The organism is Ureibacillus sp. 179-F W5.1 NHS, assembly GCF_045369345.1.
Lineage (GTDB): Bacteria > Bacillota > Bacilli > Bacillales_A > Planococcaceae > Ureibacillus > Ureibacillus halotolerans.
This window is the reverse complement of the sequence record NZ_JBIQFG010000041.1, coordinates 1-24,297: the sequence shown is the minus strand read 5'-3', so window position 1 is coordinate 24,297 and position 24,297 is coordinate 1. Positions and strand designations below refer to the sequence as shown.

Here is a 24,297-nt window from a genome sequence, read left to right as displayed (position 1 = left end):
AACTAGACGGATGTATTGGTCCGAATCTTTTTTTAATTTTCTCACTACAAACCTCCAGTAAATGGTAATATTGTAGAAATACTTGTTTCTATAGGAGGCGGCAAATGCTAAAAAGAAAATACGGAAATCGTTTAGATTGGAAACGTGTAGTAAAAAAAGAATGTGCACAGGCTTTTGTCAACTCAAAAAAATTTAAAGGATACATCACTTTAATACATATTTTGGAGGTAACTGAACCATTAACAGTAAGCTTAAATGGAGAAAATGTCTGTATCGCAGATAGCGGCTACATGTGGTTACAGCAATTTCCTTTAGAAAGAAATTATATCGTGACAACGATGTTCAACCCTAAAGGCGAAATTATAGTAAAAAGGAACCCCTACTTAGTAACAGCTATTTTTATTTGGCCCACCTTTTGGACAAAAAACAAGAGCCTACTGAAAAGGATCATCTTATGAATTGGATTGATATCGATAAAGTGGGAACACTTCTTTTTCATGAACATCATATTTGGGCAGTCAATGCAGGGTTAAAGGTTCATTTAACTTAAATATTATTTTCTTAGTCTCTATTGTATTAATCTACTTTCTGTTCCCCAAAGTGTACTATCACCAATTGCAATGCCCAATTCAGCTGTATTTCCTTTCATACATGCTAAATCTACATATCCGATAAACGTATTTTGAAACTCGATACCCTTACGAATAAAATTTTTTGGCGGATTATTTACACATTGAACCCATCATGAATAGAGCTGTTCTGCAATTCGATTGTTCTCCCAACCATTTGCTAAACAAAAGTAAATATCTTTACTCCAACTTAAAATAAATTGATAATCCTCTATTTTAATAGGTCGAATTGTTATTAAAGATGTTAGGATATTTTCGTTTTTCAAAACAACCCTACTCCTTTCAGCCAAATTCTTCATAGATTTATATTAAAATCGACATATAATACTCATCCACATATTCATCATCTATCAATAAGGAATGCTTCTTTACCCCTTCCACTTCAAATCCCATTTTCTTATATAAGTTGATTGCCACGTCATTTGTTGATATGACCGTTAATTCTAATCGATGAAGCTTCACTTCCTTTGCCCATTCTAATACGTGATGAAAAAGGGCTGTTCCAACCCCTTTACCCCGACTTTCACTATGTACACCAATAACTAAATATGCTCTATGGGCGACGCGTGATGGCTTATCATTTTGAACAATGATGTAACCTAAAAGTCGATTGTTATCTACTGCTACAAACAAACTTGATTTGAGACTATTATTTAGGGAGTCCATCAGTTTTGCTAAACCATCAATAGTTATTTTTCTTTCTCCCGGAGAAAATAACATAAATCCCGAATCCTCTGCATTTTTCATGACTGTAATGACCTGTTCTGCGTCACTACCCATCCCTTTCCTTACTTTAACCATAGTTATCGGCTCCTTCTTATTTACGTAGGAGGTAATTTTATCCAAATTGATGGAATGATGCAACCCTTTAATTCGTTAAAAAAGAGGATAGCAATACCTGCCACCCTCTTCATAGAACCATTTTTTAGTTTCTTGATGTTGGATCACTAATTGAATTTGAAGCCTCTGGAATATCATCATAAACTTGCGTATCAACTTCATAAATAGATCCATCAGCAAGTCCTTGGAAAACTGCAAAGAGTGGTTGAGTAACCGTTTCTTTCAGCATACCGGCCTGCTTTTGTCCTAATGTTTGGCTTTGACCTTTAATTTCAATTAACATAATTGAAGTATCATTTAATGCAAATGCTCCTAGAGCTGTACCTGGTAAGTTTACATCAGGATATTTCTGAACAGCACCGAAATGGGATTGCCCTTTTTGCAATGTTAATGCAGATAGTGCATTAACCTGTTTAGCTAGCGTCAGAACATCTTCATCTACTTCATATTGTTCACCAGTGAATGGATCTGTATATGGATCAGCAACAACTGCAGCGAATTGGACAGGTACTGAACGATTATCCTCATCAGATACTGTATTGAAACCACGGTGATGTACATCTACATACACATCCGGTTGGAACTCTTTAAACACACTTGTAACAGTACGTGCCTCTGCTGTAACATAGAAACCACCGTATTTGCTGTTATTTGTAGATTGGGAGTTTAAGAACGAAGCAACCTCGCTAAGGTCTTGGTTCTCTACTCTAAAATCTAAATTTGGATTGTAGTCCCGGTTTTGGTCATATCCAGGAATACCATAAACGACACGTCCTTCATTATTTTGAGCTCTTTCGCTACCATCGCTATTATAGTACCACGGAGCAACCGTATCTGCTGGAAGACCGATATTTTCAGGCAACCATGTTTGATGGGTATAACGAGTTGGATACCACTTACCTTCATATTGATTATCCGCTCCTTCTGGGTTAATACGAGGCATAATCCAGATGGACACGTTTTCTAAAATTTCTTCAACTTCCTTCCCGTTGGAAGAAAGCTTTTGAATAATATCAATAGCCGCTTCAGCTCCAATTTGCTCATTCCCATGAATCTGAGCGGTAATTAATATACGTTTTTTATTTGGATCATTATCCCCAAATTTTGCTACATAAATTGGTTCCCCTTTGTCCGCTTCGGTTTGATAACCATCGGGAGCAAGGTTGGAATAGCCAGCAACTTCCAGCTTCATCTTCCCATTGGAAGAAGCTTCGAGCTTTTGTAATTTAGTTGCTAATTCTGCATTTGACATATAACTTGATAGAGAAATATTCTGGTTGTCTTCAATGTAAGGTCCGTTCGGTGTTGATTGCGGATTTGCGTAGGCAGCAGATGATACACTTACAGTTAGTGCCAACGCTGTTGGTAAAATTACTTTTGAAAACTTCTTTTCCATAAAATCCCTCCTAAGTATACTTGTCCCAATCTACAATTTATTTTGGGGCTCGAAATAGATTGTACATGATTGAAAAAGAAAACAAAACAGAATATTTTATATTTTCAGAAAATTGAGTCTTTATTAGTGTTATTTTTCAATTATTAAGGATTACAAGACTAGTAAACAAGAGATAATTTAGAATATTCCTTCTTTCCGTAGGTAAAATGGAACGTTGGCTAGAAAAAAGGTCTCACTATGTTCTTATTGATAAACCTTCTAACATAAAAAAGAAGCCATTTGAATTATTATCAAATGGCTTCGCTTATTCAACTCACAATTACTCTTCAGAAGGTCGTTGAGTTTGTGTATCTAATGTATCCCAGAAACTAATATCTGCATTTTCAATTGAACCGTCTGCGATCGCTCTAACAGTGGCATCCAACGTCGTGACCGTTTGTTTAATTAAATAACCATTACTTTTTTGACCGATTACTCGTGAAGGATCCTCATGATCAGACATTCCGCGCATTTCAAATAACAGCGTCGCTATATCATATTGGACCGCTGCACCGTTACGGCCAATATTTTCGCCGCTACCGCCATTATATTTGCCAATATGACCCCAACCCGTTGAATCAACAGCGTTGAATACGACTGCACCTAGTTTTTTGGATTTCTCTAACACTTCTGGTTTTACATTCGCGTTTGTCGGATAGAGCATTGAACCAGATACTAATTCTCCATCTCGTTCATATTCAGTACCTTGATGATGAAGGTCGATCATATAATCAATATCATACTTCTGTAGCACATTTTCGTGTAGTGCTTGTGTTTCAGGTTGTAATTTATCAACATGATCTCGATTCAAGTCAGTCCCCACTGCATTATAACGTGTTAAATGACGTCCGCCATCTGCCACGTAATCTTCAAGGGAAAAGTTTACATCACCCATTGCACCATCCGCATTTAACATCGGTACAATAAGAACATTTACATTTTCAAGAACACCCTTTGTTTTATTTGTACCAAGATGCTTAATAAACTCTAAAGCACCTTCAGTTGTTAATTGTTCATTTCCGTGCTGTTGAGTTAAAATTAGTACAGTTGGATTGCTTGGGTCAGTCATATATTTTGCTAAATAAATATCTCTATTTTTCACTGTTTGACCAATAACTTCAAGCTCCATTGCTTCTTGTTTTGCATCTTGGGTTTTCAAGTATTTTACCATTTCTTCGTAAGTATATAGATTAGAAGTTTGAATCGATTCGTTTCCATTATAGTTTGGTCCTTCACCGACAGCATAAACAGGCAACGCAGATGGTGCAACAGCTCCTAATGTCATCATTCCCGTTAACGATAGTGCAAACAATTTCTTTTTCATCTTAACCCCTCCACATTCAAAAGTCTGAATATTTACATTATTCATAAATTAATATAATCTATCATTACTTTGAATGTATATAGAGGAAAACTATCATTATTTATTACTAAATATAGTCCCTTTATCATAATTTACCATTTTCAATATTATCTTTGGTGCCCAATAACTCCTTCTTTACCTTTAAATAAGCATAATTAATTTCTTTATAATCATTTTGATGATCATCGATTAATTGGAGGAGAAAATCCTTTAACGTCTCTGTTTTCTCGCCGAGCATATTCTCCATAATATATACTTTAAATTGCTCTTCATAAAAAGCTCTTGAATGTGATGGCATTTCTCCCACTCCCTTTCATACCATAAAACTTTCTTTCCTGTGAGTTCCACAAATATACTGGTAACCTACTACCGTACTAATAACATCCATCTGATAAGCCTCCTTTTTTACATAACCCAAATAAAAAAGCTACTCCTGAGTTCAGAAATAGCTTTGGACTTATCTATGCATACTTAAAAAGCGTAAAAAAACCGATTTTTTTTACGTTCAATTTCGCACAGAACACCACCTATTTCCACGTAGGTATTTGGTGTGTACTAGAATTAGGCAGGTCTCCTGACTTCTCATCAACACAAATCAACGCCTTCCCATTTACACAGTGGCATCTATTGATTTGCTCCGAATTCACAGTTGCGGGACAGTGTTGGATTTTCACCAAGCTTCCCTTTTAAGCTTATTCTCATAAGCACCTATTCTTACACGTTATGTAATTACTATATATTATACCTAAAAAACAAAAGGATTAAAATATTCAAACTATTGTTTTGAAAATGAGTACCTTCTCCATATAGCGTATGGATAATGTTGCAGGCGTTTAAATACTTGGCACTAACAGCCTTTTCCCATTATTCATGTTTTCTGATATGCTGAAAATATTGTGGTTATTGAAGGGGGTATTTAGTTATGAATGTGAATGAATTTCAAGAATGGGTTAAAGTCTATTATGAAAAAAGAGGATGGTCAGAGTTAGATATATTTATTCGAATCGGTTTTTTAGCTGAGGAGACGGGCGAAGTTGCACGGGCAATTCGAACACTTGAAATTGGAAGAGATCGACCTGATGAAAGTAATGGAACTTTAGAACGGCAAAAACAAGAATTAACCGAAGAACTCGGAGATGTATTAGGCAATCTTATTGTAATTGCTAACAAATACGATATTTCTTTAGAAGATGTTTTCCAGTCCCATCGTGATAAGTTAGATAAGCGGTATAAACTATTAAAATGACTATTTACATAATGAAACCTCTTTAGAAAGTTACATTCTAAAGAGGCGTTTTTTCCTTAGTATTAACCTAACCAGTTAGCCTTCACTAACTTCTCAACAACAGGCATATTAACGATTCCTTCTCCGGATGTAAAGTGTCCACCAATTGGTAATAAAATAAATGGACATTCCAACAAATTAGATAGTTCATATGTTAGTTTCCAATGAATAATTTGATCCGTTTTAGAAGAAATGACATAAGCATCCCCAATCAAATCTTTCCAACAACCTTCATCTAGGTTTTTGAAATAAGGTTGAAATTGTGGGAAATTTTCAACCTCCTCTACGAAACCAGAAACTAAAATGGCTCCTTTCACTTTTACATGATGTCGTTGTAAGTATCTTAAGAACGTAACACACCCTAAACTATGACATATAAAATAAGCATCTTCAGGGGTTGTAATTCCCCTTTCCAAATCAAAATCCCATTGCGTTACATTAGCTTCGGTAGGATCTGTGTATGGAATAATGTGAATATCAAAATCATCCTTAAATTTTTGTCCAATGTTAGATAGCCAATTTATTTCTGGCGAACCTCCATAACCATCGATTAAATATAATTTATTCATAGAATGATTCTCCTTTTAATTTAATAAAAAACACCCCTCCAGATAGGGATATATCCAAAGGAGTAATAGCGAAGAAATTTTAAAATGCTAATACTAGTAACGATTGCTAGAATATTGCTATTAAATTTCATCTTTTAATTTTTCTAACTCTAGTTCAGATATAACACTGATACCATTCGTTTTTAATAACGCTGTTGTTACACCCGCTCCGTTTATTTGTTCTCCAATAAACTTTCCGTTATTTATTTTTTGACTACCACATGATGGACTAAATACTTTCAACACTACATATGTAGCTTTCATTTCTTTTGCTATCTCAAGGGTTTTTCTAGCACCCTTCAAATATAATTCGGTGACGTCATTCCCAGAGCGTTCCATCACTTTTGCTTTTCCTGCCAAAACATCAAAACCTCACCGTTAATAATCTCAGCTGGTTCCCTAGGTGTTTCAAAACCTCCTAATAGCTCTGGACAAATAGGGATGGCCTTCTGATCATCGATTAATTTTTGAATTGTACTATCCGAACATGACGTACCATTGTACCTTACTGGGTTTCCAGCTAAACACGAACTAACTAATATCATCTTTTTCCCCACCCCATATAAAGACTTTATCGTATTATACTACAAAGTTATTTGTTTGAAATTTGATTGGTTAATCCAATAGATTAAGCATAAGTCTTTTTCCATTTTAAGGAGAATATAATGAAATTATAGATGCATAGAAGTGAAAACTACTATTTTAGGAGGAAGGTTATGTTCCAAACATTAGACCATTTTTTGAGATCTTGGGAGTTTGAAGCTGATGCTACACAAAGAATACTTAATCATTTAACGGATGAATCTCTTAAACAGGAAATAACATCACAAAATTGGACATTAGGCCGAATTGCTTGGCATACGGTTACTGCTATTCGTATTATTACTTCAAATACAAACTTAACGTTCGAAGCCCCTAATAATGACTATCCGGTTCCTATTTCAGCTAAATTTATAGCAGATAGTTATAAACAAGCTAATAGTGCATTCTTACAGGCATTAAAAAGTCATTGGACTGACCATACAATGAATGAAGTTATTAATTTTTTAGGTCAACAAATTCCCATCGGTTCACTGTTAATGTTTTTAATCCAACACCAAAGCCACCATCGAGGACAAATGACCGTTCTAATGAGACAAGCAGGATTAGTTGTTCCAGGCATTTATGGTCCGTCAAAAGAGGAATGGACAAAATATGGTATGGAAGCTCCACCGATGTAGTGCGATAGGATCTCCTTTTAGTTTTAAGCAAACGCAATTGAGAGTTATTTGCCATCTAGATAAGTAGATGGCCCATTTTACCTTTTAGTTCCATCACCTGTTTGATTAACCTCTTCATTCCTTCCCTATTAAATAATCCGTTTTTACATTTCTCACTTAAACTTCAGGATATTTACCTTATTTTAACCATTCGCAACTTACAAATTTGTATAGCCTTGCACATCATACAGTAAAATCTCTTGTTGTTTTTCTGTCGTTCTTCTATTAGTAGAAAAAATAACATTTATCTTTTCTTACGAAATTTACGAATTAATAGTATAAAGGACGCAGTATTATGAAAATTTACAAAAAGACAATAATACCAGTTCGACAAAAATTTTCAATTAATTTATAATGTAATAGTAATACAATGAAGTGTGATATTAGTGCTATTTCTTAAAAACTGAAAAAGGCAAACTTATCGAAAGGTAGGGACGCAAAGCTACGAGTCTAAAATCCTATTGGGTAAAGATAGTCGGGTTGCCAATCTTAATTAATACTTATTTGGCTATCCTTATCTATATTTAGGATAGTTTTTTATTGCACTTTTACGAAAGAAAATGTGCAAAAGTTAAGTAGTAGATTATAACAAAAAAGGAGTTTGTAAGATGATCGTGGTTGATAAAAAGAAATATAAAATGGCCATTAATGAAGTGGCGAAGGAAGTTCATGTGCAGGTAATCGGATTAATGAGAGAAGAAGATGCAGAAGGTTATATGGTCGATTTACAAGATACCATTAATAAAGTACCAAGACATGAATATACGTTTGTTGTCGATGGAACTCACCAAACACCTGTCCCTTCAAAGGTTGTTCCGCAATTAGAACAAACAATGCAATTTTATTCTAGCCTAGGATTTAAAAATGTCCTTGTAGTAAAACCTAAATCTAAAATTGCTCAAGTACAAATCCGAAATGCCCTTGAAAGAATCGATTTCACAGGTACGTTTATCGATAAAGTGCAATAATACGTTCCGATTGAAAGAAATTTTTTAAATTTTCAATTTGAAAGGAAGATCCTCAATGCAAACAACACAAGAGTTATATACATATGAAATTTTAACGAAGGAACAACCAGACTTAATTCAAAAAGCGGCTGAGTGTCTAGCTCGTACTTTCATCGGGGTAGATGTTTCAGGAAAATGGGTTCAAGAACCAATGGTAGGTCAATTAAATATAGCATATGACGATTTTTATAATTTTACAAAGGAATATTTAGACTCCACAGTTGAGCAAGGATATTGCGCAGTTGCTCAAGATATTCATCATAACGTTGTAGGTGTTCTAGCTGGAGATACAAATGCACCAGAAATTATCGGTGAAGATATTTTTGAAGGTTCTTTTTATGATATGAATGTCATTCTTCGTGTTCTTGAAGATGTGGATAAGCGTTTCATGGAAGATTATAAAAAACGGAACGGAAAAGATCTTGAAGATGGAGAGCTATTACACCTATTTATGTTAGGAGTAATCGCTGAACACGACCGTCATGAAATTATTCAGCAATTAGGAAATAGATTGATTGCAAAGGCAACAGCACAAGGGTTAAATGGTGTTTTAGGTGAAGCGACAAACATGAAGTCGTTACGCGTAATGGAAAAATATCATAATATGAAAAAATATAAAGATTTACAAGGAAATTATATTGTTCATAAATATGAAGACAATAGCAAATTAAATGGTATTCCTGCAAATATAGCAGATGGAACATATATCATTATTCGAGAACTATAAAATATGATTGCTAATTCAACAATAATAGGAGTTAGGAGATTTGTTTATTATGGAAGCTATTTTGCTCGGTATAATTGTAATCTTATTGGGGGTATCGGTGTATTTTGCTTACAAATATTATTCGCTTAAACACACACCCCATGTTAATAAAGAAATTATCAATGCAATGAAAGAAGTCTCAGCAGGTAATGTCATCAACATTGATGACAAAAGTTCTAATCATCCTGTAATTAATCAACTAACGGAGTTTTTCAGTAATGTAAGGGAAAAATTCATTTCCTTTTCAAAGGATGTACAGGATAGAGGAGAAAATCTCGCAGAAATCGGTGAATATGCATCTGAGAAAGCGGATATTGTTCGAGCAGCAATTGATGAGGTAGGTAGAGGATTAGAAAAACAATTAATTGCTACGGAAGAAAGCGCCGCATCTATGGAAGAAATTTCACAAGCGATTGATGATCTATCCGTGCGATCAAATCAAATTTCGGAACAATCGAACGCTACATTGGAGTTAACTCAAGAAGGAAACGAGAAGCTAAAGGATTCCTTAGTAAAAATGGAACAGTTTAATCAAACTGTAAATACAACATTTAATGCCATTAATAAACTTGGAGAAAAATCTCGCGAAATCGGCCTTATTGTCAAAGTGATTACGGAAATTTCAGAACAAATTAATTTATTGGCATTAAATGCGGCAATAGAAGCTGCCCGTGCAGGTGAACATGGTAAAGGATTTGCAGTTGTTGCCGATGAGGTTCGAAAACTAGCAGAACAAACACGTCAGTCTTCTTCTGAAGTATCAAATATTGTAAAAAATATACAGGAAGAAACTGAAGTAGTCGTTAAGTCAATGAAACAGGGAACGGAAGAGTTTAAAGAGACAAATATGACGATTGTAGAAGTTGGAACCATGTTTGAAAAAATTCTATCTACTACAAAAATTATTGCTGAGAATAATGAAAATTCCTCTGCAAGTACAGAAGAATTATCTTCTGCTACTCAACAAATCATGGCAACAATTGTTGAAATAGCGTCTATCTCTCGAGAATCTGTTGAAATGTTTGAGGAACTAATCGAAATTAATGATGATGAATTGCATACGATGAAACAACTTGTTCAGGAAGCTCAAAATCTTATCGAGTTAAAAAATAATGTAAACAAATTACTATTTGCCTCGGATCATGTTGGTGAAACTGTAGAAGCTAAAGTGAGTTAATATATAAGCTCAATATAGCAATATCAAGAGAATCACCTTGCTGACTTATATAAATAAAAGTGCTTCTCATAGGTTAATGCAACTTGTGGGAAGCTTTATTTTTATGCAAGGCAAAAACTAAAACAAACTACCTTTCCGACGCAAGGAGTTAATCGATTGGATTCTATGTTCCATGAAATATAACAACAACTTCTAGTATAAACAGCAAGGAGGTAACTACATGAAGGAAATACAAAAATTGTTCCCTAGTATGGATGGGAACAACTTTCAAAGAGAAGAATTATTATCCTACTTTAACACCGTTTTAACGAAAATTGATGAATTAAAAGATCCGAACAAACTAACGTTAGGTGAAATGCCTGAGTACACGGAAGATTACTATAATCGCGTCATTCAAAAAGCGGCAATTCCGAAATCCGGTGTGTCGATGGATAATGTCGTACAAGAGCTTCTAAAATTGGTGGAAGGACATCGGTTCGTCAATCGGAACTATGTAGCCAATGCAGCGCCACTTCCGACCATTGCGAGTATCATTGGAAATTTAGTAATGGTACTCGTTAATGGGAATAATCTATGGGATGTGGAGGGGCCAGCAGCGGCTACAGCAGAAGTCGAAGTAACTGCTATGTTATCCAAACTAATTGGATATGATGAAAGCATCAGCGCAGGATATACAACTTGGGGAGGACAAGGGGCTGTCTTTAACTCTCTGCGTCTTGCCATTGCCCGTTACGCACCATCTTCTAATCAAAAAGGTATACCGCAAAACCTTTATTGCTTCTGTTCTGAACTATCCCATTACAGTCTCTATAAATCTGTAGAGGCAACAGGGATTGGTGTAGAAAACATGATTCGAGTGACAGCCAATGCGGATTATTCTATGAATCTAGAAGATTTAAAAGAAAAAATCGAGCAGGTTATTGCAAAAGGCGGCGTTCCACTTTATATCCTTGCCACAATGGGAACGACGGATACATTTGGGATTGATGACATTGAAGGCATTAAGTATATAGCGGAAGAAATGGAACGTACATATAACATCGATCCAATTTATATCCATGCAGACTCTGCTATGGGGGGGATGTATACGTTCTTTAATCAATACGATTTTGAAAGCAATCCCTTACAATTTGAAGAAAAAGTGAATGAAGTTTTAACATCCTATCAACAAAAATTTAAACAGATTAAGCTTGCAGATAGTATGGTCTTTGATTTCCATAAGTTAGGGCAAACGCCATATACAACGAGTCTATTTTTAATTAAAAATAGAGAAAATCTAAAATATGTTGATTTAGATGCAGAGGAAACGCCGTATGTTGGAAATCGAGGTTATGGTAGTTATCATACTGGCTATACGCTCGAATGCTCGCGAATGGGAAGTGCTTTGTCCATTTATGCTTCGTTATTAGCATTTGGAATCGAAGGCTATCAAGAACTTTTAGCCAACTATATTCGTGTCAATATTGCATTTAGAGAGACATTGACAAAAGAAATTTCGAATGTAGTGGTCACGAATGAGATTTCTCCGATTACAACATTCCGTTTTTATCCTGAGGAGAAAAAATGGAATGACGAATTGAACGGACTTTTAACCGTAGAAGAAATGATGGAAATTAATCAATTTAATGACGAATTTGCAGAGATAATTGGTACCGACCGAGATACTATATTCTTTGGGAATACAAGGAAGCAGCGCCTTGTGAAAGCAAAAAACTCAAACAATCCGATATCCATATATGCGCACAAATTTTTTGCGATTTCTCCATATACAACCATCGAAGAGGTCGATCGTTATGTTGCATTTTTAAAAGAACACCTAGAAGTTTTTCTGAAAACAAAACGTAGTATGTTAACAAAAATCTAACAAAATTAAGAATGATGCAAACGACTTTACTGTTACTTTAACCCCGTCCTAAAATTAGAACGGGGTTATGCTTGTCTACACTTTTCATTTATACGAAATTCTAGAATTAAATATTTTGAAAAAGTGAGATGGTTAGTATTAGTGTCGATAAGGAACCTGCAGACATTAAAGTTATTATTCTTCTTCCGTTCTTTTCTTTTGAAGATTTTGTAAGCTCCCGGGACACGGCAATCCATAAAACAATAGAAACGATAGCTACTATGGTAATAACATTTGTAGACATATTTGTTTCCTCCTTAAGTTATATTTTTTCCGAACCTGGATTAAAACCCTGTTACTTTATATACGAATTAGAAATATCAAAGTTTCATCATTGACCATTTTAAAGCAAATAAAAAAGAATCCTTTTGAAATCAAGATGGATTCCTCTCTTAATAAATTTTATAAAAACTCATTATTTATTTTACGCTGTGAAAAATAAACGATTTCGTTTCTGCAGATGCTTGCTGAAACTCCCAATCTCCATAGGCTTGAATTCGTGAAAAACCTACTTGTTGTAATGATTCATGGATGTTTTCTTGTGTTCGAAATTTTAATTGCATTTTTTCATGAACAACTATTTCACCTGTACGTGCAATTTTTACCGTTTCATAAAATGTAAAAACATCGTCTATGAACCCTTCATATTCTGTCCAAATTTCAAGTAATTCACCGCTCACCTGATCCGTTGCAACATCAGGTGTTTCATCTTTTTCCCACTCTTCCCACGCTTTTGCTAATGGATTACGAGTGTCAAAAATAAAGTGTCCTCCCGATTTTAAAGCACGATGCACATCTGAAATGACGTTCTGCCAACTTTCCTCTGTAAGAAACACTTGTGCAACATTCGCTGTCATAATAACGACATCATATGCATTGGTTTCTAAATTCGTACTATCCCCAACAATCCAAGTCACTTTGTCTGAATTCTCTTTTCTTTTCGCATATTCAATCGCTTCTTCATTCGGGTCAATGGCTGTAATATGATAGCCTGCTTTCGCAAAATGAGTTGTCAATCTTCCAGTTCCACAACCTAAATCAGCTAATTTTTTCGCATTTATCTTTTTTAACAGAGCTAAAAAGAATTCGTCGTCTTTGCCCCATCTATTAATTTGGTCATACACTAATGGAATCATTAAGCAAGCTCCCCCTCTTCCTAACGAAAACAGAACATTCAGTTAAATAATTATTGCATGTTTGTTTTAATTCTTTATCTATGAAACAACCTTCCTTCGTCTATTTCACATTTGCTATTAAAAACATTCCATTAATAATGGTAATCTACTAGGGATAACTGTGCAATAGTATAGCTTTACAATTTTATTCCTAATTACTTTTCAATACTACCGATTTTGAATATAAAAAATCCGAAGGTCTGCCAGAAAAGTACCAGAAACCTTCGGAATGTAATTTTAATTTAAAAATCTATAATTATTCCCCTGCCAAAAAGTCCTTCCCCGCCTTCCCCCCTCTCTCACTCCCCTCAAATCCTTGCGGTTCTAAGCCCCACCCCTCTTTCCTCTTCTCTCCTCAACTCTTCCTTCTGCTTTATTGTTCTTCCCCAAAACCCCCATTTTCGACCTCTTTTTTCCGTTCTGGGTTGTATCGAATATTCGGACAATGTTAAAAAGTTCTTCCATAATGGAGGGAAGAATCAAGAGAAAAAATTGAAAAAACACGTTGAGAAATACACGAAAAAGAACTGAAACCCTACGGGTTTATACAGTGAGGAAAACAACAGAATAGACACAAGAGAAATTAAGAAAGGATGATTGAACCCTTATAGGTCAAGGGATTGAGGAGATATTGGACAAAACAAATAGACTGGATCACTAATGGACCCAGCCTCGAATTTTGATTGATTTTACAGTAGAAAAAATGTTACATACATATCGTTACGCCCGCTGCTCTCCCGCTTCCTTTGCCGTTTGGATACCAATAATTTAGCAGTAGGTACCGACTTTTTAGCATGGGGAAGAAGAATAAGACAGGGAGATAATAATTTTAAGGAAAGTCTACTATCTTATTCAACCGTTACAGATTTTGCTAGGTTACGAGGTTTATCTACGTCACAACGACGGTGTAATGCCGCGTAGTAGCTGATTAATTGTAATGGTACAACGGACACAAGTGGCGTTAATAATGAATGCACTTTTGGAATGACTAGGCGATCGCCTTCTTCCTCTAATCCTTCCATTGCAATAATACATGCATTGGCACCGCGCGCAACCACTTCTTTTACGTTACCGCGAATGTTTAATGCTACTTGTTCTTGTGAAACAATCGCAAATACTGGTGTACCATCTTCGATTAAAGCGATTGTACCATGTTTTAATTCCCCACCAGCAAAACCTTCTGCTTGAATATAAGAGATTTCTTTCAGTTTTAACGCACCTTCCATACTTACATAGTAATCAAGGTTACGTCCGATAAAGAACGCATTACGTGCAATTTTTAAATAATCTTCCGCAATTTGTTCTAACTCATTTTTAGAGTCTACAATTGTTTGAATCGCGTTAGCCGCAATCGCAAGCTCTTGTTTTAAGTCCATATCTAGTTCTCTACCAGCTGCTTTACCAGCTACATAGGCTGCAACAGCTAATACTGCAACTTGTGCAACATAAGCTTTTGTAGAAGCAACAGCAATCTCAGGACCAGCATGTAATAATAGCGTATAGTCCGCTTCACGAGAAAGCGTAGAACCAGGTACGTTCGTAATTGTTAATGCTGGGTAACCAAGTTCTTCTTTTACTCTTACAAGTACTTGACGGCTATCCGCAGTTTCTCCTGATTGAGAAATGAAGATGAATAAAGGTTTTTCAGATAAAAGTGGCATGTTGTAGCCAAATTCACTTGAAATATGAACTTCTACTGGAATACCTGCGATTTTTTCGAAATATTGTTTCCCGATTAAACCAGCATGATAACTAGTTCCAGCTGCAATAATATATAAACGGTCTGCTTGTTTTAAAGCTTCTAAAATATTATCATCGATTGTTAATTCATCATCCGCATTACTATATGCTTGAATGATTTTACGAACAACACTTGGTTGCTCATCCATTTCTTTTAACATGTAGTGAGGATACGTACCTTTTTCAATGTCGCTAGCATCTAGCTCTGCTTTGAAAGGTTTACGTTCCACTGGACGACCTTCTAATGTAGAAATTTCTACTTTATCACGGTGAACTAATACAACTTCTTTGTCACGTAGTTCAATAAATTGATCTGTTACTTGTAGCATCGCCATCGCATCAGATGCAACGACGTTAAAGCCATCACCAACACCAACTAATAATGGAGATTTATTTTTTGCTACATAAATTGTATCTTCGTCTTCTTGATCTAATAATGCTAAAGCATATGAACCATGTAACAATGATAATGTTTTACGGAATGCCTCTACAGTTGAAAGACCTTCACTTGCAAATAAATCTACAAGTTGAACAATAACTTCTGTATCCGTATCAGATTTCATTGTAATCCCTTTTAAATATGCTTTTTGTAATAAATGATAGTTTTCAATTACACCATTGTGTACTAATGTATATCGACCAGATACACTTTGGTGAGGGTGTGCATTTAATTGGTTTGGTACACCGTGAGTTGCCCAACGTGTATGCCCAATACCAATTGTTGCATCTACATCATCGTCTACTGCCGTACGTAAATCAGCAATACGTCCTTTTTCTTTAAAAACTGTAATACCTTCTTCGTTACGAACCGCAATACCTGCAGAGTCATAACCGCGGTATTCTAACTTTTCTAATCCTTTTAATAAAATTTCCTTTGCGTCTAATTGACCATTATATCCTACGATTCCACACATTTTCTTTTTCCTCCGATTAAGCAATACCATTTAACTAAAAATGACAATGAAAAATACAAGTGCTTTTGAAGTAATAAAGGAATTCTGTCTAATTCCTTAACATACTAAAAAGCAATAAAAATAAAAAAACGATATTGCCTAGATTATTTGCCTTTTCGTTTCGCTGTCCAAAAAATTTCTTTTTTGTTTTAGAAACGAAATTAACAACCGGGCATGCGATCGGGAGGTATCCGCCGAAAATTCGATAATCCTCCACCTCGTCAACTAAGGATTGCAGTCCGTTCGATTTCCTTAGTTCAGGCGCTATTATTGTTTTCCTTATTACTTATAAAGCGCTTTTCCAATCCTCCTTTTGCGCTCGCTTGAAAAGTAAATTGAAAATTAATTATTTTTTCAAGCCTCTTCATCATACAGAATATGCTGTGATTCGTCAATCATCCACGCATATCTACTAGTTTCCTATTTTTTCATAAAAAAATTCCACTAGAGAATGCCTCTAGTGGAATTTTATTGATTATAATTCTTTTTCTTTTAATAAATTAACAATTTCGCGGTTAAAGGCTGGTAAATCCTTTGGTGTACGACTTGTCACAAGTTGTTTTTGGCAAACAAAAACTTCTTGGTCATGGAAGTTAGCACCCGCATTTTCTAAATCTACTTGAATGGATTTATAACCAGTAATATCTCGTCCTTCCAATGAACGAGCAGTAATTAAAAGCTGTGGACCATGGCAGATGGCAAAGACAGGCTTCATATCTGTCATAAATTTCTTCGCAAAGGCAACTACCCGATCATCATCTCGTAATAAATCTGGCGAGAAGCCCCCTGGAATAAATAATGCATCAAAATCATCTGCATTTACATCGTCGATTCCATAGTCGATTTCTACTCGAACTTCACCTTGTTTACCTCGGACCGCTTTGTTTCCAACTTTATCAATGGTTACTACGGTATGACCTGCTTCTTCTAATGCTTCCTTAGGACTTGTATATTCAATATCCTCAAACAAATCAGTAATTAATGTAGCTACTTTAGCCATTTTACACACACTCCTTTCAACTATACTATAGCCGATTTTTTGCACAAATAAACGAAAAAAGCCTCGGCCATAGAAAAAGCCAGTAAATCCACTGTTAAGAAATTTACAGCTTATCTACTGGCTATATTTATTTTAATCTGTTAATCCTAATTCTTCACGAACGACGTTTGCAATTCGGTTAACGTAGCTTTCACATTCTTCTTCTGTAGCTGCCTCAACCATTACACGTACAAGAGGCTCCGTACCCGAAGGACGAACTAAGACACGTCCATTTCCTCCCATTGCCGCTTCTACTTCGGCAATTACTTTTGCCACTTTTTCATTTTGAGTAACAGCATGTTTATCGACAACACGAACATTTACAAGCCGTTGTGGGAACACGGTCATTTCAGAAGCCAGTTCAGATAAACGTTTATCCGTTGCTTTCATAATGTTAACAAGTTGAATCGCAGTTAATAAGCCATCACCAGTTGTATTATAATCTAGGAACACGATGTGTCCAGATTGTTCTCCACCTAGGTTATAATCATTTGCTCGCATTTCTTCTACAACATAGCGATCTCCTACCGCTGTTTTCACACTTGACATTCCGTTTTCCCCAAGTGCTTTGTAGAAGCCTAAATTACTCATGACAGTTGACACTACTGTATTTTTCTTTAAGCGACCTTTACTGTTTAAATATTTACCGATGATGAACATAATTTGGTCACCATCAACAATTTGACCTTTTTCGTCTACAGCGATTAAACGGTCGCCATCTCCATCGAATGCTAGTCCAACATCTGCACCTCGTTCAAGTACTAATGTGGCTAGTTTTTCAGGGTGAGTTGAACCTACACCTTCGTTAATGTTTAAGCCATCCGGCGAAGAACCCATCGTAGAGATATCAGCTTCTAAATCCGCAAATAAATGAGTTGCTAGTTGAGAAGTAGCTCCATGGGCACAATCAAGTGCAACATGTAAACCTAGGAAATCTTCATCCACAGTTTGTTTTAAATATGAAAGATACTTTTGACCACCTTCGAAGTAATCACTTACTGTACCTAAATCGCCTCCGATAGGGCGTGGTAATGTATCTTCTTCCATATCAAGTATGTTTTCTATTTCAGCTTCTTGTGCATCTGTTAATTTAAAGCCGTCAGGTCCGAAAAATTTAATACCGTTATCAGCAACTGGATTATGAGAAGCGGAAATCATTACACCTGCAGCTGCGTTCATTACACGTGTTAAATAAGCTACACCTGGTGTACTAATAACACCTAGTCGCATTACTTCTACCCCAATGGATAGTAGACCTGCAACTAATGCTCCTTCTAACATATGCCCTGATATGCGTGTATCTCGTCCAATAATTACTTTTGGACGCTCTGTTGCATGTTTAGTTAATACGTAACCTCCAACACGACCTAGCTTAAACGCTAGTTCAGGCGTCAACTCTGAATTGGCGACACCACGCACGCCATCAGTACCGAAATATTTTCCCATTACTTTTTCTCTCCTTCAATGCTAGACATTCTATGCTTCAAAATTGAGATCTTATATGATTTATATCTCTGCAATGAATGATCTATAATTGTTTTCATTTCACACTACTTATTCTGTTGTATTACCTTCATCAGATGGTGTTTCTTCTGGAGTTTGATTAGTATCTGTTTCACCAGTATTTGTATCTTCATCATTTGATTCACTAGTATTTGTATCACTAGTGTTTGTTTCCCCCGAAGCAGGTAGTTCTTCTTCTGGTTGGTCAGGAGTTTCTTCCTCGGGTTCTGTCGTTGTTTTTGTTACGTTAGCTTGTACCTCTATGGATTTAGCCGAAAGTTTCGTTGCACCCTTTGGTAAAACTAAATCCACATCATAAACACCAGACTCTGTAATTTCTGATACGTCAAATTCTACTTCTAATTGGGTTAATGGGTCAATCATTGTTTTTGGACCAAACACTTCAATTGTTTTTATTTTTGACGATAAACTGTTAATGGTGACACCTTCCATAGGTGTTCCTGTCTGTCGAACAACGATTGGTATTTCACGACTATAAGCTCTTACATTCACCTTTACATTAACAGTGGTGGGCTCAATAATGACATCTAGTTTATTCAAGCTACTATCCAACACTTTAACATCTGCTTCTTGTTCAAAGGAAGCATTTATACCTTCTTCTGCATTAATAGTAGCTTTAACATAACTGATACTGTCAATAATACTTTTAGCACCTGTAACAAGTACTGTACTTGGTTCAACACTCATATCCGTTAGCTCATAACCTTCTGCGATAAGACCACTATTAAGTTCCGGGTCTACACTTACTTCTTTCGTGACTTTTTCCTCAATTACAATATCTACTACTTTTGGGTCGATGGTAACATCAAGTTTCTCCGATAAATTTTCATGTTGAATTGTAACTGTATGTTCACCAATTAACAACGAATTTAAGTCCACAAACACTTTAAAGTCTTTTCGTAATTTTGCTTCAAGGACAAGTTGTCTTGGTCCCTCAATCTTTACATCAACGGTCTCTGGAAGTCCTGACACAATTAAGTTTTCCGAATCGTAATAGGCTTCAAGGGGAACGTCCGTAATAATATCCATTTCGGGATTTATACCTGTAGATTGTCCACTATCAAGTTGAGCCTTCGCATAAAAGAACAGCAAAATAGCAAGTATAAGGGCTACAACTCTTAGAGCCCAGTGACTATCAAATAATTTATCCATTCTTTCTTCCCCCCCAAGTCCACTTAGAGGTTATTTCTGAATCCTGTTGAGGGCCAAACCACATTTTCCTTAGCTGAGCTTCAAATTCCTCAATTGTTAAATTACGATATAAGTTTCCATTCCGAGTGAGGCTAACTGCCCCTGTTTCTTCTGATACGACAATTGTGATCGCATCCGTTACTTCACTTAAACCAACTGCAGCACGGTGCCTTGTACCTAGTTCTTTTGATATAAACGTACTTTCTGACAATGGTAAATAACATGCAGCTGCGATAATTTTATCTTTTTGTATAATAACAGCTCCGTCATGTAACGGTGTATTTGGAATAAAAATATTAATTAATAGTTCTGAAGTAATTTCAGCATTTAACTTAATACCGGTTTCAATATATTCTGTTAAACCTGTTTCATTCTCTATAGAAATAAGCGCTCCGATTCGTCGTTTAGCCATATAGCTAACCGATTTTTTCATCGCTTCAATTAAACGTGTTTGTTCATCTTCTAATTGACTCGTTGAACGTTGAAATATTTTCCCCCTACCTAGTTGTTCTAACGCTCTTCGAATTTCAGGTGTAAAGATAATGATAATCGCTAAAAATCCCCAATCGATTACTTCTTGTAGTAACCATCCGAGGGTATCAAGGCCAAAAATAACAGTAGCAAATCTGGCGATAATGATAACAAAAATTCCCTTTAATAACTGAACAGCTTTCGTTCCTTTAATGAGGGTTAACAATTTATAAATTACGTACCATACTAATAGTACGTCCAAAAAACTAAACACAATATTTACAGGCGTAATGTCTGTAAACTGCTCAATAATCTGCACGTGGCATCCCCCACTTTTTCTTGCTATTTCATGTATATCAATGACGTCACGAAGTTATTACGTTATTACGTGAGTATAGAATATTTATTAAAATATACCTATTTTTTATTTTTATAAAAAAATAAAAAGGACTAGAGAGAATTTTTCTTATTAAAAAATTGGAATTCTGCTCAAAATGAGCCATGAAATCATTAAAAACAGTATATCATATTTTCCCCTTATAAAGCTTTCATCAAGAAAAAAGTCTACTCCAATGAGCAGACTTTAACATATTTATTTACTTATATAAAATAATCCATTCATTTAATTATTATTTTTCAAATAAAGCCATGAAATCATTTGCCGTATCTTTTATTTCATACCATAGCCATTCAAATACTTGATCAATTTCTTCAATTTGACCGGTAACGACCGAAGTAGAAGCCATATATTGTCCGTTTATAACCGTCACATTTCCTTTTACTTCTCCTTCGATGACAATATCACCATTTTTCACAACGATGTCACCTTCAACAACTTCACCTTCTGGGACAATAACTGTTTGCCCATCTACAATTAAATTCGGTTTGGCAGTGAATGAAAATTCATCAGTAGGATAACTACTTAATAAAGTAGCACTCATGAACAAGAAGAATACAGCAGCTGCAACAATAATCGGATGTTGTCTAAACCATCTTTGTACGCCAACCCGATTTTTATGTTTCGGCAAACGCTTCATTACCATTTCCTCAAAATGTGGAGGTGCTGTAATATGCGCTGCACTCTTAACAAAAGCAATCGTGTCACTTAACTCGTGCATATGTTGTTGACAGTCAGAGCACACTTGCAAATGTTTTTTTAGCTGTTGTTCATGTTCACGACTGATGTCGCCATCTAAGTATTCGTGCATATAGTCAACAATGTATTGTGGACACGTACTCATGCTTTACCCCTCCTACAGATTGTTTAATTGCTTTCTTAAAGCTTCGCGCCCTCGATGAATTCTTGTTTTAACTGTTCCTAAAGGCATATCTAGAATTTCACTTATTTCTTGCAGCGACAACTCTTCTATATATTTTAATACGATTACCGATCGATATTTATCAGGTAATCTGCTGATTTCATATTGTATTCGATCTTGTAATTCCATTTTTTCTACCGTTTCATCCGGCAATTGGTCAGATGCAGGAACATGTGAATACATATCAAGTCCGTCCGTTCCTGGAACTTCTGCATCTAAATAATAATCTGGCTTCTTCTTTCTAATTCTATCAATACAAAGATTTGTTGCAATACGGTATAACCATGTTGAAAATTTTCTTTTTTGATCGAATGTATGAAGATTTATGTATGCCCTAACAAACGCTTCTTGCGCAATATCTTCCGCTTCTTGTTTGTTCCCAAGCATACGATAACATATTTGATATAACTTGTGCTGGTAGAGGCTCACAACATCTGAAAATGCGTTTTGATCACCTTTTAGCACTTGCTTTATTCTTTTGTTCACTAACGCATCCATTTGTGTATTCCCTCTCCACCTTTTAGGCTTATTATTATTTACGTCTATCCACCGAAAAAGTTTCATGACATTTAATATTATATCAAAATTTTTTATGCCTTAAAATGACTTATTTGGTATTATTATCCTCAATACTGGGCAAAAATACTTCCTTATACTAGTTTTTCACCAAATAGTGACCCCATTAAAGCAACGGCTACATCTGCCGTTTTATTTCGTTCATCTAAAATAGGATTTACTTCTACAAACTCTGCTGATGTAATAAATCCTTCTTCCTCTAACATCTCCATTGCGAGATGACTTTCCCGATATGTAATTCCTCCCGGTACAGGTGTACCTACACCTGGTGTATATAAAGGATCAATTCCGTCTAAATCAAGTGATAAATGGACTCCGTCAACTTGACGCCCTTTTAAATAGGAAATCGTATCTTCAATTACTTTCGTCATACCTAGACGATCGATCTCATGCATTGAATAAACTTTAATTCCTAATTTTTTTATTAGCTCTCGTTCCCCTGGATCAACAGACCGTGCACCTATAATAACAATATTTTCAGGCTTGATTTTCGGTGCAAATCCCCCAATTTCAACTAACCGATTATCTCCCAATCCTAAACTAACCGCCAAAGGCATTCCATGGATATTACCTGATGGAGAAGTTTCTGGTGTATTAATATCCGCATGGGCATCATACCATATTACTCCCAAGTTTTTATACTTTGTAGCTAAACCAGCTAATGTTCCAATAGCTATACTGTGATCTCCACCTAAAACTAATGGAAATCTCCCATTATCTATTACTTCTTGTACTTTAACGGATAGTTTTGTACATACCTCAATTACTTCTTTTAAATTTTTTAGATTAGTTCCTAGTTGGGATGGGACTGTCCCCTTTTTAATTAATATATCGCCCTCATCCTTTATTTCATAACCGAGATTTTCTAATCTTTCTACAACATCAGCATAACGAATTGCACTTGGCCCCATATCTACCCCACGGCGTAATTGTCCATAATCTGATGGTACCCCTATAATGGAAACTTCACTTTTTCTCATATCTATCCCCCCTGTTGAATTCCTTATATTTTATATTGAATATTAAAATGGCTCAACTCGACAAAATATTGAATATTTATTCAGTTAATATTATTCAGTTATTTTTAGAAGGATCGATTCTATAACCATATAAATTTTTAAAGGCATAAAAAAATCCCCTACTCGTTTGAGTAAAGGATTGGGATTAGAATTAATATTATGACGTTATTTCATTTTATGTATATTAAAAAATGGCTGGGGTACCAGGATTCGAACCTGGGCATGACGGAATCAAAATCCGTTGCCTTACCGCTTGGCTATACCCCAAAATGGTGGAGGGGGACGGATTCGAACCGCCGAACCCGAAGGAGCGGATTTACAGTCCGCCGCGTTTAGCCACTTCGCTACCCCTCCAAATTAACACTTATGGTGGAGGATGACGGGCTCGAACCGCCGACCCCCTGCTTGTAAGGCAGGTGCTCTCCCAGCTGAGCTAATCCTCCATAATTAGAAGTGATAATTTTTTATTTCTTAATTTATTTGGTGACCCGTACGAGATTCGAACTCGTGTTACCGCCGTGAAAGGGCGGTGTCTTAACCACTTGACCAACGGGCCTTTACAATTCTTAAACAAGACAAGATTTATAATACCACTATTAATTAGTAAATGCAACTATTTTTAAAAGTTTTTGTTAAAAATTTATGTCTATCTATTTTCTAGTAAATAATCCAAAAATACTTTTAGTAAAAATTTTTTGCAAAAAAAAAATGGCTCCGAAGGTAGGACTCGAACCTACGACCAACCGGTTAACAGCCGGTTGCTCTACCACTGAGCTACTTCGGAACGATCATAAATACCATTTTACATATATTTATTATTATACTGATATCAGTAAAATATACAAGTTATTTATTGAATTTCCATACAAAATGGAAAGGTCAAAAATGTTTACAACGAAATAAAAAAGCCACTACCGACTGAATCAGCAATGACTTTTTGAGCCTAGCAACGTCCTACTCTCACAGGGGGAAGCCCCCAACTACCATCGGCGCTAAAGAGCTTAACTTCCGTGTTCGG

General features: G+C 35.7%; 23 protein-coding genes, 5 tRNA genes, 1 rRNA gene, 1 pseudogene and 2 riboswitches. Of the genes and pseudogenes, 7 read left to right on the top strand and 23 right to left on the bottom strand.

Annotated elements, in window-relative coordinates:
- The first annotated feature begins 104 nt into the window (after window positions 1-104).
- Window positions 105-458, top strand: coding sequence for a hypothetical protein (locus ACH0B5_RS14810; protein ID WP_406928037.1), 354 nt, complete (start codon window positions 105-107; stop codon window positions 456-458).
- A 284-nt stretch (window positions 459-742) separates the two neighbouring features.
- Here the strand turns inward: ACH0B5_RS14810 and ACH0B5_RS14805 are convergent, their stop codons facing one another.
- From ACH0B5_RS14805 to ACH0B5_RS14785, 5 genes are all read right to left on the bottom strand, one after another.
- A complete protein-coding gene (locus tag ACH0B5_RS14805) occupies window positions 743-895 on the bottom strand; it encodes a hypothetical protein (RefSeq protein WP_158599729.1) in 153 nt (50 codons plus the stop codon).
- A gap of 37 nt (window positions 896-932) precedes the next feature.
- Window positions 933-1,430: a GNAT family N-acetyltransferase gene (locus ACH0B5_RS14800; protein ID WP_406928036.1), complete on the bottom strand. Its 498-nt coding sequence runs from the start codon at window positions 1,428-1,430 to the stop codon at window positions 933-935.
- A 124-nt stretch (window positions 1,431-1,554) separates the two neighbouring features.
- Window positions 1,555-2,865 (bottom strand): M14 family zinc carboxypeptidase, encoded by a 1,311-nt coding sequence (locus ACH0B5_RS14795; protein WP_122973256.1) that lies wholly within the window; start codon window positions 2,863-2,865, stop codon window positions 1,555-1,557.
- 319 nt (window positions 2,866-3,184) lie between these two features.
- Window positions 3,185-4,228 (bottom strand): M14 family zinc carboxypeptidase, encoded by a 1,044-nt coding sequence (locus ACH0B5_RS14790; protein ID WP_406928035.1) that lies wholly within the window; start codon window positions 4,226-4,228, stop codon window positions 3,185-3,187.
- A gap of 124 nt (window positions 4,229-4,352) precedes the next feature.
- Window positions 4,353-4,565, bottom strand: a complete 213-nt coding sequence (locus ACH0B5_RS14785; protein ID WP_406928034.1) for a hypothetical protein — start codon at window positions 4,563-4,565, stop codon at window positions 4,353-4,355.
- Between the two features lie 249 nt (window positions 4,566-4,814).
- A riboswitch (cobalamin riboswitch) is annotated at window positions 4,815-4,994 on the bottom strand.
- 195 nt (window positions 4,995-5,189) lie between these two features.
- On the opposite strand from ACH0B5_RS14785, the gene ACH0B5_RS14780 reads away from it, so the two are divergent.
- Complete coding sequence (locus tag ACH0B5_RS14780) at window positions 5,190-5,513, top strand: MazG nucleotide pyrophosphohydrolase domain-containing protein (RefSeq protein WP_122973544.1); 324 nt, start codon at window positions 5,190-5,192, stop codon at window positions 5,511-5,513.
- Window positions 5,514-5,575: 62 nt separating this feature from the next.
- On the opposite strand, the gene ACH0B5_RS14775 is transcribed toward ACH0B5_RS14780, so the two are convergent.
- Together ACH0B5_RS14775 and ACH0B5_RS14770 are read right to left on the bottom strand one after the other, a co-directional pair.
- Window positions 5,576-6,121 (bottom strand): RBBP9/YdeN family alpha/beta hydrolase, encoded by a 546-nt coding sequence (locus tag ACH0B5_RS14775; protein ID WP_122973543.1) that lies wholly within the window; start codon window positions 6,119-6,121, stop codon window positions 5,576-5,578.
- Window positions 6,122-6,241: 120 nt separating this feature from the next.
- A pseudogene (locus ACH0B5_RS14770) lies at window positions 6,242-6,705 on the bottom strand (2-thiouracil desulfurase family protein).
- Window positions 6,706-6,876: 171 nt separating this feature from the next.
- Here ACH0B5_RS14770 and ACH0B5_RS14765 point away from each other — a divergent pair.
- The 5 genes from ACH0B5_RS14765 to ACH0B5_RS14745 all read left to right on the top strand — a co-directional run bounded on the left by ACH0B5_RS14765 (window position 6,877) and on the right by ACH0B5_RS14745 (window position 12,233).
- Window positions 6,877-7,380 carry a DinB family protein gene (locus tag ACH0B5_RS14765; protein WP_122973542.1) on the top strand — a complete coding sequence of 168 codons (504 nt, stop codon included), beginning with the start codon at window positions 6,877-6,879 and terminating at the stop codon, window positions 7,378-7,380.
- A gap of 440 nt (window positions 7,381-7,820) precedes the next feature.
- A riboswitch (cyclic di-GMP riboswitch) is annotated at window positions 7,821-7,907 on the top strand.
- Window positions 7,908-8,027: 120 nt separating this feature from the next.
- A complete protein-coding gene (locus tag ACH0B5_RS14760; RefSeq protein WP_122973541.1) occupies window positions 8,028-8,387 on the top strand; it encodes a hypothetical protein in 360 nt (119 codons plus the stop codon).
- A 55-nt stretch (window positions 8,388-8,442) separates the two neighbouring features.
- Complete coding sequence (locus tag ACH0B5_RS14755; protein ID WP_406928033.1) at window positions 8,443-9,153, top strand: hypothetical protein; 711 nt, start codon at window positions 8,443-8,445, stop codon at window positions 9,151-9,153.
- Between the two features lie 49 nt (window positions 9,154-9,202).
- Window positions 9,203-10,369, top strand: coding sequence for a methyl-accepting chemotaxis protein (locus tag ACH0B5_RS14750; RefSeq protein ID WP_406928032.1), 1,167 nt, complete (start codon window positions 9,203-9,205; stop codon window positions 10,367-10,369).
- Window positions 10,370-10,589: 220 nt separating this feature from the next.
- Entirely contained in the window at window positions 10,590-12,233 is a 1,644-nt protein-coding gene (locus ACH0B5_RS14745; protein WP_406928031.1) for a pyridoxal phosphate-dependent decarboxylase family protein, read from the top strand.
- A 106-nt stretch (window positions 12,234-12,339) separates the two neighbouring features.
- Here ACH0B5_RS14745 and ACH0B5_RS14740 read toward each other — a convergent pair whose 3' ends face one another.
- The 16 genes from ACH0B5_RS14740 to rrf all read right to left on the bottom strand — a co-directional run.
- Window positions 12,340-12,516 carry a hypothetical protein gene (locus ACH0B5_RS14740; protein WP_174232716.1) on the bottom strand — a complete coding sequence of 59 codons (177 nt, stop codon included), beginning with the start codon at window positions 12,514-12,516 and terminating at the stop codon, window positions 12,340-12,342.
- A 175-nt stretch (window positions 12,517-12,691) separates the two neighbouring features.
- Window positions 12,692-13,408, bottom strand: coding sequence for a class I SAM-dependent methyltransferase (locus ACH0B5_RS14735; protein WP_122973537.1), 717 nt, complete (start codon window positions 13,406-13,408; stop codon window positions 12,692-12,694).
- 887 nt (window positions 13,409-14,295) lie between these two features.
- Window positions 14,296-16,101 carry a glutamine--fructose-6-phosphate transaminase (isomerizing) gene (glmS, locus tag ACH0B5_RS14730; RefSeq protein WP_406928030.1) on the bottom strand — a complete coding sequence of 602 codons (1,806 nt, stop codon included), beginning with the start codon at window positions 16,099-16,101 and terminating at the stop codon, window positions 14,296-14,298.
- Between the two features lie 514 nt (window positions 16,102-16,615).
- Window positions 16,616-17,140: a type 1 glutamine amidotransferase domain-containing protein gene (locus tag ACH0B5_RS14725; RefSeq protein WP_122973680.1), complete on the bottom strand. Its 525-nt coding sequence runs from the start codon at window positions 17,138-17,140 to the stop codon at window positions 16,616-16,618.
- Window positions 17,141-17,272: 132 nt separating this feature from the next.
- Complete coding sequence (glmM, locus tag ACH0B5_RS14720) at window positions 17,273-18,625, bottom strand: phosphoglucosamine mutase (protein WP_122973679.1); 1,353 nt, start codon at window positions 18,623-18,625, stop codon at window positions 17,273-17,275.
- Window positions 18,626-18,733: 108 nt separating this feature from the next.
- Window positions 18,734-19,855 carry a CdaR family protein gene (locus tag ACH0B5_RS14715; protein WP_122973678.1) on the bottom strand — a complete coding sequence of 374 codons (1,122 nt, stop codon included), beginning with the start codon at window positions 19,853-19,855 and terminating at the stop codon, window positions 18,734-18,736.
- Entirely contained in the window at window positions 19,848-20,684 is an 837-nt protein-coding gene (gene cdaA, locus ACH0B5_RS14710; protein WP_122973677.1) for a diadenylate cyclase CdaA, read from the bottom strand. Before cdaA ends, ACH0B5_RS14715 begins: the two co-directional genes overlap by 8 nt.
- A 310-nt stretch (window positions 20,685-20,994) precedes the next feature.
- Window positions 20,995-21,606 carry an anti-sigma factor family protein gene (locus tag ACH0B5_RS14705; protein WP_122973676.1) on the bottom strand — a complete coding sequence of 204 codons (612 nt, stop codon included), beginning with the start codon at window positions 21,604-21,606 and terminating at the stop codon, window positions 20,995-20,997.
- Window positions 21,607-21,618: 12 nt separating this feature from the next.
- Window positions 21,619-22,182, bottom strand: coding sequence for an RNA polymerase sigma factor SigW (sigW, locus tag ACH0B5_RS14700; protein WP_122973675.1), 564 nt, complete (start codon window positions 22,180-22,182; stop codon window positions 21,619-21,621).
- A gap of 152 nt (window positions 22,183-22,334) precedes the next feature.
- Window positions 22,335-23,240, bottom strand: a complete 906-nt coding sequence (gene rocF / locus ACH0B5_RS14695; protein ID WP_341362858.1) for an arginase — start codon at window positions 23,238-23,240, stop codon at window positions 22,335-22,337.
- Window positions 23,241-23,471: 231 nt separating this feature from the next.
- Window positions 23,472-23,546, bottom strand: a tRNA-Gln gene (locus ACH0B5_RS14690).
- Window positions 23,547-23,549: 3 nt separating this feature from the next.
- Window positions 23,550-23,633, bottom strand: a tRNA-Tyr gene (locus ACH0B5_RS14685).
- A 13-nt stretch (window positions 23,634-23,646) separates the two neighbouring features.
- Window positions 23,647-23,722: transfer RNA gene (locus tag ACH0B5_RS14680), tRNA-Val, on the bottom strand.
- A gap of 38 nt (window positions 23,723-23,760) precedes the next feature.
- Window positions 23,761-23,835, bottom strand: a tRNA-Glu gene (locus ACH0B5_RS14675).
- 153 nt (window positions 23,836-23,988) lie between these two features.
- Window positions 23,989-24,063: transfer RNA gene (locus ACH0B5_RS14670), tRNA-Asn, on the bottom strand.
- 157 nt (window positions 24,064-24,220) lie between these two features.
- Window positions 24,221-24,297: ribosomal RNA gene (gene rrf / locus ACH0B5_RS18105) — 5S ribosomal RNA — on the bottom strand; the annotation flags it as partial.